The 13,138-nt window shown below is 67.9% G+C and carries 13 protein-coding genes; 4 read left to right on the top strand and 9 right to left on the bottom strand.

Annotated features, from left to right (window positions below; genetic code table 11):
- Window positions 1-7: 7 nt before the first annotated feature.
- The 5 genes from ACYQ2W_RS15615 to ACYQ2W_RS15635 all read right to left on the bottom strand — a co-directional run bounded on the left by ACYQ2W_RS15615 (window position 8) and on the right by ACYQ2W_RS15635 (window position 6,477).
- Entirely contained in the window at window positions 8-1,402 is a 1,395-nt protein-coding gene (locus ACYQ2W_RS15615) for a DUF3482 domain-containing protein (RefSeq protein WP_459869073.1), read from the bottom strand.
- On the bottom strand, window positions 1,395-2,714 hold the full coding sequence (locus ACYQ2W_RS15620) for a DUF2868 domain-containing protein (RefSeq protein ID WP_459869075.1): 1,320 nt from the start codon (window positions 2,712-2,714) through the stop codon (window positions 1,395-1,397). The genes ACYQ2W_RS15615 and ACYQ2W_RS15620 overlap by 8 nt, the downstream gene beginning before the upstream one ends.
- Before the next feature lie 250 nt (window positions 2,715-2,964).
- On the bottom strand, window positions 2,965-4,635 hold the full coding sequence (gene leuA / locus ACYQ2W_RS15625; RefSeq protein WP_459869077.1) for a 2-isopropylmalate synthase: 1,671 nt from the start codon (window positions 4,633-4,635) through the stop codon (window positions 2,965-2,967).
- 353 nt (window positions 4,636-4,988) lie between these two features.
- Window positions 4,989-5,414 (bottom strand): FAD synthase family protein, encoded by a 426-nt coding sequence (locus ACYQ2W_RS15630; RefSeq protein ID WP_459869079.1) that lies wholly within the window; start codon window positions 5,412-5,414, stop codon window positions 4,989-4,991.
- On the bottom strand, window positions 5,404-6,477 hold the full coding sequence (locus tag ACYQ2W_RS15635; RefSeq protein ID WP_459869081.1) for a CDP-glycerol glycerophosphotransferase family protein: 1,074 nt from the start codon (window positions 6,475-6,477) through the stop codon (window positions 5,404-5,406). Before ACYQ2W_RS15635 ends, ACYQ2W_RS15630 begins: the two co-directional genes overlap by 11 nt.
- A gap of 371 nt (window positions 6,478-6,848) precedes the next feature.
- Between ACYQ2W_RS15635 and ACYQ2W_RS15640 the strand changes: the two genes are divergently transcribed.
- Window positions 6,849-7,310, top strand: a complete 462-nt coding sequence (locus tag ACYQ2W_RS15640) for an Lrp/AsnC family transcriptional regulator (protein WP_459869083.1) — start codon at window positions 6,849-6,851, stop codon at window positions 7,308-7,310.
- Window positions 7,311-7,395: 85 nt separating this feature from the next.
- A complete protein-coding gene (locus ACYQ2W_RS15645; RefSeq protein ID WP_459869085.1) occupies window positions 7,396-7,620 on the top strand; it encodes a type II toxin-antitoxin system Phd/YefM family antitoxin in 225 nt (74 codons plus the stop codon).
- Window positions 7,621-7,641: 21 nt separating this feature from the next.
- On the opposite strand, the gene ACYQ2W_RS15650 is transcribed toward ACYQ2W_RS15645, so the two are convergent.
- The 3 genes from ACYQ2W_RS15650 to ACYQ2W_RS15660 form a co-directional block, all read right to left on the bottom strand.
- Entirely contained in the window at window positions 7,642-7,938 is a 297-nt protein-coding gene (locus ACYQ2W_RS15650) for a HigA family addiction module antitoxin (protein WP_459869087.1), read from the bottom strand.
- Between the two features lie 9 nt (window positions 7,939-7,947).
- Window positions 7,948-8,226 carry a type II toxin-antitoxin system RelE/ParE family toxin gene (locus ACYQ2W_RS15655; protein ID WP_459869089.1) on the bottom strand — a complete coding sequence of 93 codons (279 nt, stop codon included), beginning with the start codon at window positions 8,224-8,226 and terminating at the stop codon, window positions 7,948-7,950.
- Between the two features lie 64 nt (window positions 8,227-8,290).
- Complete coding sequence (locus ACYQ2W_RS15660) at window positions 8,291-9,487, bottom strand: HEPN domain-containing protein (RefSeq protein ID WP_459869091.1); 1,197 nt, start codon at window positions 9,485-9,487, stop codon at window positions 8,291-8,293.
- 460 nt (window positions 9,488-9,947) lie between these two features.
- On the opposite strand from ACYQ2W_RS15660, the gene ACYQ2W_RS15665 reads away from it, so the two are divergent.
- Window positions 9,948-10,076 (top strand): hypothetical protein, encoded by a 129-nt coding sequence (locus ACYQ2W_RS15665; RefSeq protein ID WP_459869093.1) that lies wholly within the window; start codon window positions 9,948-9,950, stop codon window positions 10,074-10,076.
- Between the two features lie 13 nt (window positions 10,077-10,089).
- A complete protein-coding gene (locus ACYQ2W_RS15670) occupies window positions 10,090-10,518 on the top strand; it encodes a hypothetical protein (protein WP_459869095.1) in 429 nt (142 codons plus the stop codon).
- A 292-nt stretch (window positions 10,519-10,810) separates the two neighbouring features.
- On the opposite strand, the gene ACYQ2W_RS15675 is transcribed toward ACYQ2W_RS15670, so the two are convergent.
- Window positions 10,811-13,027, bottom strand: a complete 2,217-nt coding sequence (locus ACYQ2W_RS15675; protein ID WP_459869097.1) for an SLC26A/SulP transporter family protein — start codon at window positions 13,025-13,027, stop codon at window positions 10,811-10,813.
- Window positions 13,028-13,138: the final 111 nt, after the last annotated feature.

The raw sequence follows: 13,138 nt of genomic DNA on the forward strand, positions 1-13,138 counted from the left end.
GGGCGCCCTATAGGTGGGCCTCCAACTGCTCCAGCAGCCACTCCCGCAGCTTGCGTCCGGCGCGTCCCTGGGGCCCCTCGCGGATCAGCCGGCGGCACAGCTTCAACAGCCGCAGTTGGGTCTTCAACTCCAACCCCTGCATCCGCCCCAGCTCCTCGTTGCCGAGCCGGAACGACCCCCGGTCGGCGTGGCTGCGATGGAGCATGGCGGCGGTATGGGCGAGGGTGCGGCCGAGGATGACGAAGGCGAAATTGGGGTCGCCCACCGGCCCGATCCCCTCCCGCTCGCCGCCCGGAAGCCAGTCGGGGAGGCGCTCGCGCAGCCACCCCTTGCCGCCGCGCCCGCCGAGCCAGCCGGAGAGGCCGCCGACCACCCCGCCGCCCACCGCGCCGAGCAGCACCGAGGCGCCCCCGGTTCCGACGTCGGCGGCGATCCCCAGGGCGGTGCCGGCGCCGGCGCCGACCACCGTGAGGCGGCTGCGGCTGAGCCCCCAGTCGGCCCACTGCTCGTGGTCCATCAACGCGCTGCGGCGCACCTCCAGGCGGGCGATCTCCGGTTCCAGGCGATGGTAGAGAAAGAGCGCCTCCAGCGCGCGCTGCCCCTCGCGCTCGATGCGGTTGAGACGGTCGTTGAAGCGCACCATCTCGTCCCCCTCGACCACCCCCCCAACCACCTCGGGGAGCAGGCCGGGTTCTTGACGGTAGGTAAGCAGCCGGTGGAGGGTGTCGACGATGATCCGCGCCCCCTGCTCCAGCTTCTGCTGCCGATACCCCTTCAATTCGTCGATGGCGCGGTCGAACGCCTCGACCCGTGCCGGGTCGAGCTGGCCGAAGGTGCGCAGCAGTTGGAGGTGCTGCTCGAAGCCGGCGTGCAGCGGGTCGAACACCCGCACCAGGCTGAAATACTGGTTGAGCGCCTGCTGCCACTGCTCGACGTAGTGGTCGCCACCGATCGGGTTGATGAGGGCCAGCCGCGGCTGGCCGCTCCAGCGCAGGATCTCCATCTCGGTCTCGTACTCGGGGCTGTAGGGGAGCGAGCCGTCGACCACGTAGACGATCCCCGCCCCCTGGACGATAGGGCGAAGCAGCGCCACCTCGTCGGCGAAGCTCTCCCCGCCGTTGAACTGCTCGACGAAGGCGCGGGTGCGCGCCGGCCGCCGGTCGGCGGAAACCTCCTCCGCACGCAGCCAGGCGAGACAGCGGGCGGCGCGCTGGAACCCGGGGGTGTCCACCAGTTCGAACACCACCCGCTCGTCGAGGCGCAGGGTGAAGCGCTGGGCGACGCGGGTGGTACCGGAGAGCGGCGAGATCTGCACCTCGTCGTTCTGGGTGAGGGCGGCAACCACCGAGGACTTCCCCTTGTTGGGGTGGCCGACCACCGCGAAGACCGGATGATCACTCATCGCCGTCCCCGTCGATCAGGTGGAATCCCTCCGGCAGCTCCGCCATGCAGGCGACCCACGAGGCCATCAGGGCGCGGCGACGCGGCCCGTCCATCTCCGGCAACGGCAGCGGCTGGAGGAACCAGCGACCGGGCATGGTCGCGAGGCGCCGGCAGAAGTCGGCCAGCTCGCCGGTGGGGGGCTCCCACCCCTTGCACAGCAGCAACCCCGCCGCCCCAGGCGGCAGTTCCAACCGCGCCACCACCGCGTCCGCCTCCTCCGGGTCGGCCACCGTGTACCAGGCCGAGGCGTGCCGCGACGCCGGTCCCGCCAGCCCCGCCGGCCAGACCCCCCAGCGGATCGCCGCCGCGTAGGCCGCCTCGCCGTGCTCCAGCGGGGCGAGCGCGGGGGCCGGCTGCCGCTGTTCCACCACCTCGGCCTCGTGGTCCGCCCACTCGGTGGTGAAGCGCTGCCACAGGCCACCGATCAGCACGTCGTTCTCCACCAGCGCCCGCTGCATGGCGCGCAGCTGCCACCAATAGAACGCGGTGCTGGCCAGCCGCGGCAGCAGTACATAGGTCACCAAGCACATCCAGAGGAAGCGCCACCACTGGCCGAGGCGGGCGGGGTCGCCCCCCTCGGGCAGCGCCGCGCGGAAGTGGCGGGTCGCCTCGACCAGCTCCGCCGAGGGGACCGCCGCCGGCCACAGCGAGGCCCACGGCGCGGCGAGCAGCGAGGTCGCCCGGTGCAGCCAGTCGCCGCCCAGCTGGAGGGTGGAGGACCAGCCGAAGGCGAGATCGGTGACCAGCAGATAGAGGGCGAAGGCCGCCACCATACCCAGCGCGAAGAGTGTGGCGAGGGCATGGCCGAGGAGGCGGGCGGTGGCACTCACCAGGGGCGCGGCAGGAGAGGCGAGCGCCTCCGCCGGCAGGCGGCGCTTGAGCAGATCGGCGAGCGGCAGGGGCAGTCCGGTGGCGTGGAACAACAGGGTGAGCAGCCACCAGAGGAGGGGCAGGAAGACCGCGAGGAGAAGGAACCAGAGAAGGTTGATCCGCTCCAGCGGCGAGAAGGTGAGCAGCCCCGCCACCAGGGCAAAGCCCGCTGCCAGCGCCACCACCCCGAAGCCCGCCAGCAGCAGGGCCAGACGGTCGTGGACCGGCGTCTCCCACTGCCCGAGCCACGCCGCCAACAGCGGCCAGCGGCGCCGCTCCGCGGAGGCGAGGTACCACTGGCGGTCACGCCGATGGAGGGTGCGCCAATCCACCGCCCGCTCCGGCTCCAGCCGGTGGCGTAGCCGCAGCAGCAGCAGGGATCGTTTCCACAGAGCAATCATCGAAGGGGGGCGAGAGAGGCGGCCATTTGGCGCGACAGTGTACCGCACCACCCCGCCTCACACCGAGACGTAGGTTGCCGCTACTGCGGCGACGCGAACGAAGACGGCACGATCGGGGCTGGCAGCAACTTCCCGACGGCTTCGTCCCATTCGGCAGGGCAAGCAAGATTCCCCGCAGGTGCCTTCGTTCGCGTCGCCGCGGTAGCGGCGACCTTGTACGCCGGAATGGTCGCCACCGCCCCTCCTCGACTCAAGCGGCCCGCGCCGTCGTCCCCCGCGCCCGGTTCAGCGCCGCGATCACCGCCATCAGCGAGGCACTCACCGTATCGTGATCGAACGCCGCCCCGCCCACCCGCCGCCCGTCAACCGAGAGCTGCACATAGGCCGCCGCCTCCGCATCGGTCCCCTCGCCGAGGGCGTGCTCGCTGTAGTCGACCACCGATACCGCCTGCCCGCTATACCGCTGCCAGGCATCGACGAAGGCCGACAGCGCCCCCTCGCCCTCACCGTGGATGGTCCGCACCGCGCCCTCTTCGCGCACCCGTGCCTCGATCCGGTCGACCCCGCCGTCGCGATCGAGGCGGTAACCGTCGAGGGCCGGCGCCTCCACCCCGGCGACGAAGTGCTCGACGAACAGCCGGTGGATGGTCTCGCCATCCACCTCGCCGCCGCGCCGCTCGCTCTCCGCCTGGACGATGCGCGCCAACTCCACCTGCATCCAGCGCGGCAGGGTGAGCCCGTAGTCGCGCTCCAGCACGAAGGCGACGCCCCCCTTGCCCGACTGGCTGTTGACCCGGATCACCTCCTGATAGTCGCGGCCGAGGTCGCGCGGATCGATCGGCAGGTAGGCCACCTGCCACGGCTCGTCCGCCTGCTGCTTGGCGAGACACTTGCGGATCGCGTCCTGGTGGCTGCCGGAGAAGGCGGTATAGACCAGCTCGCCGATCCACGGGTGGCGCGGGTGGACCGGCAGGCCGGTACAGCGGGTGTAGGTGTCGATGATCTCGTCGGGCCGCGACAGGTCGAGACCCGGATCGATCCCCTGGCTGTAGAGGTTCATCGCCAGGGTCACCACGTCCATGTTGCCGGTGCGCTCGCCGTTGCCCAGCAGCGTCCCCTCGATGCGATCCGCCCCGGCGAGCAGGCCCAGCTCGGCGGCGGCCACCGCGGTACCGCGGTCGTTATGGGTGTGCAGCGAGATGATCATGGAATCGCGCCGCGCCACATGGTCGCAGAACCACTCCACCTGATCGGCGAAGACGTTGGGCGTGGCGCTCTCCACCGTCGAGGGGAGATTGATGATGCAGGGCCGCGCCGGGGTCGGCTGCCAGACCTCGGTGACCGCATCGCAGATCGCCACCGCGTAATCCGGCTCGGTATTGGAGAAGCTCTCCGGCGAGTACTCGAAGACCCACTCGCTCTGCGGATACCTCGCCGCCTCCCGCTGAATCCAGCGCGCGCCATCCACCGCAATGGCGGTGATGCCGTCGCGATCCTTGGCGAAGACCCGCTCGCGCTGCACCGTGGAGGTGGAGTTGTAGAGGTGGACGATCGCCCGCCGCACCCCCTTGAGCGCCTCGAAGGTGCGCTCGATCAGCGCCTCACGGGCCTGCACCAGCACCTGGATGGTGACGTCCTCGGGGATGCGATCCTTCTCGATGAGCCAGCGGACGAAGTCGAAGTCGTGCTGACTGGCCGCGGGAAAGCCCACCTCGATCTCCTTGAAGCCGACCGCCACCAGCAGCTCCCAGAAACGGCGCTTCTGAGTGACGCTCATGGGCTCCAGCAGCGCCTGATTGCCGTCGCGCAGATCGACGCTGGCCCAGATCGGCGCCTGCGCGATGGAACGGGAGGGCCAGCGCCGGTTGCTCATCGGCACGGCCGGGGCGGGGCGGTACTTGCGGTGGTCGAAGGGTTTCATGATGGGGGTTCCCTGAATACGAGGTAGAGAGAGGAGACCCTGAACGAAATGCCGGGGATGGCGCGTTTCGTTCAGGGACTCCGCGGGTCCGCTCCGGGGGTGGGGAGAGGACGTCACCGGCCCTTGTGGGGCCGGCCCGACGGCAGTCTTTCGGTGGGAAAGCGCTGCCGGCCACCTTTCGGCGACAGGGATAGGTTACGTCTATGGAGGTGGAATTCGATTGCTAATCGTTCGACTAGAGGAGATTCTTCAACAATATAAACGCACGAAACGCACGATTACTGAAATTTTATTGCCGAGCAGGATGTTCGAGGCACGGAGAGCCGTGGAGACCCGCCAACCGCAATGCCTCCTCACGCCATCTCCGCCAGCCGCTGCCGCAGCACCGACGAGGAGATCCCCTCGGTGTAGGGGATGTGCCGACGCCGATGCTCCGGAAGGTCGGCGCAATCCGACAACTTCGCCGCCATCTCCCGGGCATCAGCGGCCCCGAAGGCGTAGATGTCGAAGCCGTGACGATCCATGAACACGCGATCGATGATCTTCGGACCGTCCCCGATCACCGCATCGACCCAGCGGCAGGCGGCGATTACCTCCATCCGCTCCGCCTGGCTCAACAGCGGCGGGCGTCCCTTGTAGGCGGCGACGCGATCATCGCCCACGACGCAGACCGTCAGTCGGGAACCGAGGGCCCGTGCGGCGCGGAAGAAGCGGACATGCCCCGGATGCAGGATGTCACCCACCACCTTGGCATAGATCGAACCGCCTTCACCGTTCATCCGCTTCCCCCTTCCGCGCCCCGATCCACGCCTCGTTCCGCAGGATCTCTTCGACGACCCCAGCCACCCGCTCGCGGGCCCGGCCATCGGTCAACTCGCCGAACAGTTCCCGCCGACGGGCCTGGCGAGCCGGCCGGCGCGCATCCGGATCGGCGAGTTCCGCCACCACCGCATCGCTCAGCGTGTGGGCGGCAGTGACGCAGCGGGCGATGTCCCGGCGCGTCCACTCGATGCCCTGCGGGTCGAACGTCGCGACCGCTCCCGTTCGCGCGGGGTTGTCGATCAGCACGATCGGCCGATCGAGCGCCAGATAGTGAAAAATGGCGCTGGATGCATCTGAAACCAGCAGATCCGCGCCCAGCAGCACGGGGATCAGGTCAGCGTCGGGATCGTGCAGCACGACGTTGGGGCGGGTTGCGGCCAACTCCCGCCAGAGCGCGATCATCTCCGGGTCGCTGACCGCGATGTGCGGGTGCGGCTTGATGACGACGCCGATCGCGGTATCCGTGCCGCGGATACGCTCCACCACCTCCCGTCCGAGCATGCGCGCCGAGTTGAGTTCCGGATTCCAGGTAGGGGTATAGGCGATGCAGGTCGGGCACGCCGCGACGCGCACCGGCGCCGTGTCGCCACGGAACAGCGGGTCGGACTGGATCATGCCGGTGGCGAAGATCCGCTTGCGCGGCGTATGCCCCCTTGCCTCCAGACGCCGGGCGGTGTCTTCACCCGAGACACAGACGTAATCGACCAGCGGATAGTACAGCCCCGGCTGATTCTTGCTGATCAAGCCGTGACCGACGTGGAGGATCGGCACGCCGGGGAAGGTCTCACCGATAAACTGCGCCGGACCCGCATCCGCGGTCACCAGCAGATCGGGGATGATCCGCGGCCGCCAACCGGCCCGCAGGTCGTTGACCCGAATCGTTTCCACGGCATGGCCGCGTGCGGCCAGGATGTCCCGCAGCGGCTCCAGAATCGGCCTGTGCCATTCGAAAACCAGGGTGATGACGATATTCGACGTCCAGACGTCCACGGCGTACTCCCCATGGGTGGATGACGGCATCCCCTGCGTCTCCCATCCACCGCCTACGGCGGCCGCATGAAGAGCGAAACGGGGCGAGAATCATCCGTGAGTGTGAAAAAATGCTCCCATCCCACCCCGGTATCGTCAAGGCGCGACGGGGATCGTCATCCGCCCATCGGCTACCCTAGGAGCCTGTCGGACTATGGGTGAATCGGCCGCGAAAGCGGGATGACGGCCCCACTTTTCCGAAAATCCTCGTCAAATAGCTCGCTATTCTCCTCGGACTTTCGAAAAATTGGGGCCGCCCTCCTGCCCTCCCGCAGCTCGATCCCCCATAGTCCGACAGGCTCCTAGCGCCGATAATCGTTCACCGGACAATGCTCGTTGCCCTCCGTGTTGGAGACACCGTTATGGACTTCGACCGCTACGACCGGAAGATACTCGCACTGCTGCAGCGCGAGGGCCGGATCAGCAACCAGGAGCTGGCCGAACGCATCGGCCTCTCCCCCTCCCCCTGCCTGCGCCGCGTCCGCGCCCTGGAGGAGGCGGGGGTGATCGCCGGTTACCGGGCGATGCTCGACGCCAAAAAGCTGGGCCTCTCCCTGATGGCCCTGATCCACATCTCCATGGACCGCCACACCCCGGAGCGCTTCGCCAACTTCGAGGAGAAGGTCGCCGAACTGCCGGAGGTACTGGAGTGCCTGCTGATCACCGGCCAGGATGCCGACTACCAGCTCAAGGTGGTGGTGCGGGATATGGATGCCTTTCAGCATCTGCTGTTGGAGAAGATCACCCGGATCGAGGGGGTGACGGGGGTGCATTCCAGCTTCGTGCTGCGGCGGGTGGTGGAGAGTACCGCGGTGCCCGTGTAACCGGTCGGTAGCAGACGCGAGACTTTGACGGCACGCCCAAAGACACTCATTTGGTCATATGACCCTCCATGCAGGAGATCAACCGGTGAGAACCGTCCAGGTGGTCGAAACCAAGGCCAAATTTTCTGCGCTGCTGGCCGCCGTGGAGGCGGGAGAAGAGGTATTGATCACCCGCCATGGAAAGATCGTGGCGCGGCTGGTCCCCGAACCCCCGCGCATGGCAGCGGAGCTGTTTCGGCCCCTGTGGGAGGAGGACATCGACCTGGAAGCCCCCGAGGACCCGCCGCCCGAACCAGCGGGGTCCCGATAGGCCGCTTTCCAACCGATCGAATCAGGCAGCGCGCTGGACGTGAGGGGGGCTCTTCTGGCGGGCCTGCCAGAGGTCATAGGCGAGTTGCCCTCGCAACCAGGTTTCGGCACTGGGACCGTCGTCGGGCCCTCCGAGCCATTGCTCCAGACGCAGCGCCATTTCAGGGGAGATGGCGGCACGGCCGTTGAGCACCCGAGAGAGCGTTGCGCGGGTAACCCCCAACTGGCGAGCCGCGTCGGTGACGGTGAGGCCCAGGGCGGGGAGGATGTCCTCCTTGAGAGTATCACCGGGGTGGGGCGGGTTGTGCATTGTGGTCATGGTGGCCACCTAGTGGTAATCGTCGTAATCGACCAGGATGGCATCCTCGTCGTCGAACGCGAAGAAGAGGCGCCAATTGCCGTTGACCCACACTGACCAATGGCCGGCCAAGTCACCTTCGAGCCGATGGAGTCTCCAGCCGGGAACATTCATGTCCTGAGGCCTGCGGGCGTCGTCGAGTTGACGCAATTGGCGGGCGAGTTTGGCGGCGTGCTGCGCCTGGATACCCGCCTTCGAACCGGTCCTGAAGAACGGTTCGATCCCCTTGTGCCTGAAACTCCGGATCATGTGAGCGTCGTATAGCGTAGCGTTTCGGCGCTCGATTTTCCAACGTTCGTGTATGACATGGGAGTCAGCACAAGCCGGCGAGCGCCGTGACCTCTTCGACCGAGAGACCGGTGGTCTCGGCCACCTCTTCCGCCGGCATCCCCTTCGCCAGCAGCGTCTCCGCGATGCGGCGGGCGCGGGCGAGTTCTCCTTGTTCCTTCCCATCGGCCAAACCGCGTTCCAAACCTTCGGCGATACCGGTCTCCCGCTGCTCCGCCGCCACCAGCCGCCCCCATCGCTCCATCGCGCCCCGGTCCTCCACGTCCGGCAACGGCGGCAATCCCGGCGCCTCCTCATCCTCCGGTACCGCGGGCAATGCCCCCACCGCCTCCGCGCCGCAGAACGACGCCAGCTTCTCCCCGCAGGCCGCCAACACCCGCTGCGCCAGATCCGACACCCGGGCCCGCAGGAGCGTCAGCTCCTCCTCACTGATCCGGTAGCTCTTGGAGTAGCGCGCCTCAATGTAGGCCCGCTTCAACAGGTCGAACAGCGCCTTGTCCGCCACCTCCTCGCGAGGCATCGCGCCCACCAACGCCTGATGCAGCTCCGCCCCCATGTCCGCCAGCTTGGCGATGTTATGGCACTTGTTCTTGTAGCCATTAAATACCAACGTGACCGAGTGGTAGTACCGCTCCACCGATTGATGGAGCAGAAAGGCGGCGTGGGCCAACTCCCCGCGGTTCATGAAGTAGCGCGTCCCCTGCCAGAAGCCGGCTGCGCTGTTGAACCAGTAGCGGAAGTTGTGCTGCGCCAGCGCCAACCTCTCCTCCGGCGTCTGCGCCTTGACGTGGGCGAACTGCGAGCGGTGGCCGTCATGGAGCACCACCCCCTCGTTCATGATGTCGCAGAAGAAGTACTGCCCCATGCGGATCTCGTGATTCACCTCCTTGCCGGTGTGAACCAGCAGCGAGACCGGCACCCGCCCGGCGATCGCCTGAAGCTCCCGCTCCAGCCGCTCCCACAGCGCAGACCGCCGCAGCAAAAACTCCTCGGAGACCACCACCAACAGATCGTAGTCCGAGAAGTAGCGATGGATCGGGTCCTCGACCCAGTCCCCGCGGGCGTAGCTGCCGAAGAGCACCAGCCAGTCGAGGGGCACGGTCTGGCAGATCCGCTCCTTGATCAGCTGGAGCCGATGCCGCTTCGGCTCGGGGAGGTGATCGAGGGTGTTGGTGAGGCAGCGCGGAGCGTTGTTGGCGGGAGCGGGAGGGGCGGTGGTCATGGAGCGGTACCCCGGTGGAATGACCGTGTTGTTTTGCACAGTATCGAGAGGCGGCAACGGAGTTTCAAGGGGTGAGGGCAAATTTGCGCTTTTGCCTGATAGCCAGTAAGAAAATTCCTACATCCTGCAGCAACAGGTCACAAAGGACGTTTTTGGGGCGCCCGTTGTTTTGGGCGCCCGTTGCCTTGGGTGTCCCTGCAGCTGCCCGGAAGTTCGGGCGTATTCCGGGGTTGGAGGTGGAGAATTGGATGGGGTGACTGGTCCAACCCTTGCGGCCAAAGAGGGGGTATTCCTGCCAACGCCTTAGGCAAAAAGCAAGACCTGACCCCGTTACCCGGACGGCCCGACCTTCGACGAGTTGGTGAAGGCCAACCGCGCCGAGGGCCTGATCGGCGATGCGATGTTCGAGGCGATACGACCCGGAGGAATTGGCGGGACACCCACAACAACGGAATATTGAATGCCCGGCATCGACACGCCGCAAGGCACGGGTATGATTGCTCATCACCGCGAAGGCGCAAACGTCGATGGCGGGCAACTGGCCCAGCTCGGCGAGCCGTTCCTCCCCCACTGGCGCCGGATGGGCTGATCAGGAGTTTCCCATGAACATGCGGCGGTTTATTCCAGCGGTAGCGACGATATTCATCTTTGCTCTTGTGTGGAATGGGATCGTTCATCTGCTTCTACTGAAGGAAGCCGACCGGGCCCTTGAACTGGTAGCCAGACCGGCGGCGGACAGGAGCCTGACGCTTGGCCTCCTGGTAACCCTTGGCGTCGCCATCCTGTTTGTCTATTCCTACGCCCGCCATGTTCGCACCCCGGGACTTGGAGCCGGCCTGGCCCATGGGGCGCTATTCGGAATCCTCGCCGGCTTGCTGGTCGACACAAATCAATATTTGATCTACCCGATTCCCGGCTCGCTGGCTGCGATGTGGTTTGTCTTTGGATTCGCCGAATTCTGTATTTATGGCGCGCTCGCTTCCAGGTTCTACCCGATCGCCAACCGGGGAAGTTCACGGGACACCCACTAGATGGGGCGAAGCTACCCGATGCAACTTCACTCCGGCATAAACACTATTCCCAACAGGCGGTTCTCGCCCACCCATTGCCAAGAGTGGGCGAAAAACTTCCTGTATCGTCTGACAACCCGTCAGAAATCTCTCTTATCCTCAATGGCCTAGGATCCGAATGAGAGCGTTTCGGCGGGTGGATCGACTAAAATTCCAGACCCAGGGCCCTACTCCCCACGGGGGCGGTTCGATGCCGCTTACCGGGTGAGCCCGGCCATCGGGAGATGATATCCGGCCTCGCAGGCTACCCCCCCTAACGGGCGGCACGGTTGCTGTTTGCGTAGCGCAGCCGTAGCGACAGCTCGCGCCCCAGCCCGGCCAGCAGGTGCACCGCCAACCGGGGATGGTCGCGGGTCAGGCGGTCGACGGCGTCGCGGGAGAGGCGGTAGCAGGTGAGCGGGCCGAGGGCGCGCACGTCGGCGGAGCGCGGGCTGCCGTCGAGCAGCGCCATCTCGCCGAAGAGGGTGCCGGTACAGAGGTTGCCGAGCAGCCGCTCGTGGCCGCCATCGAGCCGCAGCACCACCCGGGCGCGGGCGCGCACGATCAGGTAGAGGGCGTCGCCCGGCTCCCCCTGGCGGAAGACCACCGCTCCATCGGCCAGCTCCAGCCGCTCCAGGTAGGAGAGCAACACGGCCCGCTCCGCCTCGTCCATCCCCGCCGCCAATCCGCTCTCCGCCAGCGGGATCTCGTGGCGGTAGCGATCGGGGCCGAGGAGCCGGTCGAGCAGTCCGTCCTCCGCCGCCGCCAGCCCCTCCTCGCGGCTCGCCGCCGGTCGCGCCCCCGGCAACCCCGCCAGCTGCCGAGCGAGTTCCCGGTGGTGGCGGCCGTCCTCGTCGAGGTGGCAGAGGTGGAGCGGCACCCCGCGCCTGCCGCAGCGTTCGGCCAACTGGGCCACCAGCCGGGCGCCGGTGGTGTCCACGTCGCCGACCCGGTAGAAATCCAGCACGATCTGCTCCACCTCCTCGTCGAGCAGCTCGTCCACCCGCCGGGCGAGGCGGTCGGCGGTACCGAAGAAGAGCGCCCCCTCCAGCTCCAGTAGCCGGATGCGGCCCCCTTCGCGCAGCAGCAGCTCCACCTCTCCCTGCGCTCGCCAAGTGTTGGAGTGAAGCTCGCCGACCCGGTACTCGGCGCGGATCACCGACTTGCCCATGCGCACGATGAACCACGCCACCGAGATCAACAGCCCTACCGCCAGCGCCTGGAAGATCCCCGCCGCCAGCAGTACCAGCACCACGCTGGCAACCAGCGCGAGGTCGATCAGCGGCCCGTAGTCCCCCTCGCGCCGGGCGGCCAGCGCCCGCCCCGGCAGCCGCAGGCTCCAGGTGTCGAAGACGCCGAGGGTGGCCGCCACCAGGATCGCCGCCAGCACCCCCTGGGGGATCGCCGCGAGCAGCGGGTAGAGCGCCAGCGGGATCAGCAGCGCTGCCGCCCCGGCAGCCAGCCGCGAGCGGGCGGTGCGACCGCCGTAGCGGTGGTTGGCCAGGCTCTCGGGCAGCCCGCCGGCCCCGCCGATGCCGCCGAAGACCCCCGCCAGCAAATTGCCGAACCCCTGCCCGATCAGCGCGCGATTGGCATCGAAGCGCTCCTCGGCGAGATGCTCGGCGACGTTGCACACCACCACGGTCCGTAGCGAATTGATCGCCGCCAGACCGGCGATCGCCGGCAGCAGCGTGCCCAACGGGGCCAACATACGCCCCACGCCCCCCGGCGAACCGAAGGGGGCGAGGAGTCCGGCCAGATAGTGGGGCGTCGGCAGCCCCCCCGGCACCTCCCCCACCAGCGGCCCGAGGGCGGCGCCGTAGCCCAGCGCCGCCAGCAGGTGATGACAGCCGCTCCCCGCCAACAGGCCGATGAAGGGGGCCGGAACCTGGGGCCAGCTGCGCCCGCCCAGATGGATCGCCAGCAGCGCCACCGCCGCCACCGCCGGGGCGAGCGGCGAAACCTCCCCCAGGTGGTGGCCCAGTTCGGACCAGGGGAGTGCCGCCGGAAGCCCCAGCAGCGGCGCGGCCTGGCTGAGCAGGATCAACGCGGCGGAGCCGTCGAGCAGCCCCGCCAGCACCGGATAGGGGATGAACTTGGCGACCCCGCCCAGCCCCAGCAGGCCGAACAGCACCTGGAGCAGGCCGGCGAGGGCGACCGCCAGGAACAGCAGGGCGAGCGCCGTCTCCGGTGCCGCACCCGGCGCCGATTGGGCCAGCAGCGTGCCGAGGGTGCCGAGCAGCAGCACGGCGGAGAGGGAGTAGGGGGCGTGGATGAGAAACGGCGGCCCGCCCCGGATCAGCGCCCCGAGGTTGGCCATGGCCAGCGCCGTGATCCCCGCCAGGATGCCGGCCGGCAGCCACGCCGGCCCGAGCGGTGAGAAGACCAGCGCCCCGAGGGCCATCGCCCGCGGCAGCGGAACCAGGGCGGCGACCAGGCCGCCGGCGAGGTCACCGCGGAGAGAGGATGAATGGGGGTGTTCGCTGGACACGGCGGTGGCACGAGACGGGAGTGGGATCAGGATAGCGTACCGGTCGCGGCGGGGATATCGGATCGTCGGAGGCGGTGGAGCGAAGGGCATCGGCGGCGAGGAGACCTGAGG

It is taken from the genome of Endothiovibrio diazotrophicus, from assembly GCF_054657215.1.

Bases quoted from the DNA above. Each gene is read 5' to 3' on its own strand.
- ACYQ2W_RS15615 (WP_459869073.1), bottom strand. From the start codon at position 1,402: ATGAGTGATCATCCGGTCTTCGCGGTGGTCGGCCACCCCAACAAGGGG.
- leuA (WP_459869077.1), bottom strand. From the start codon at position 4,635: ATGAAACCCTTCGACCACCGCAAGTACCGCCCCGCCCCGGCCGTGCCG.
- ACYQ2W_RS15635 (WP_459869081.1), bottom strand. From the start codon at position 6,477: ATGCCGTCATCCACCCATGGGGAGTACGCCGTGGACGTCTGGACGTCG.
- ACYQ2W_RS15620 (WP_459869075.1), bottom strand. From the start codon at position 2,714: ATGATTGCTCTGTGGAAACGATCCCTGCTGCTGCTGCGGCTACGCCAC.
- ACYQ2W_RS15650 (WP_459869087.1), bottom strand. From the start codon at position 7,938: ATGACCACAATGCACAACCCGCCCCACCCCGGTGATACTCTCAAGGAG.
- ACYQ2W_RS15630 (WP_459869079.1), bottom strand. From the start codon at position 5,414: ATGAACGGTGAAGGCGGTTCGATCTATGCCAAGGTGGTGGGTGACATC.
- ACYQ2W_RS15655 (WP_459869089.1), bottom strand. From the start codon at position 8,226: ATGATCCGGAGTTTCAGGCACAAGGGGATCGAACCGTTCTTCAGGACC.
- ACYQ2W_RS15670 (WP_459869095.1), top strand. From the start codon at position 10,090: ATGAACATGCGGCGGTTTATTCCAGCGGTAGCGACGATATTCATCTTT.
- ACYQ2W_RS15660 (WP_459869091.1), bottom strand. From the start codon at position 9,487: ATGACCACCGCCCCTCCCGCTCCCGCCAACAACGCTCCGCGCTGCCTC.
- ACYQ2W_RS15640 (WP_459869083.1), top strand. From the start codon at position 6,849: ATGGACTTCGACCGCTACGACCGGAAGATACTCGCACTGCTGCAGCGC.
- ACYQ2W_RS15665 (WP_459869093.1), top strand. From the start codon at position 9,948: ATGCCCGGCATCGACACGCCGCAAGGCACGGGTATGATTGCTCATCAC.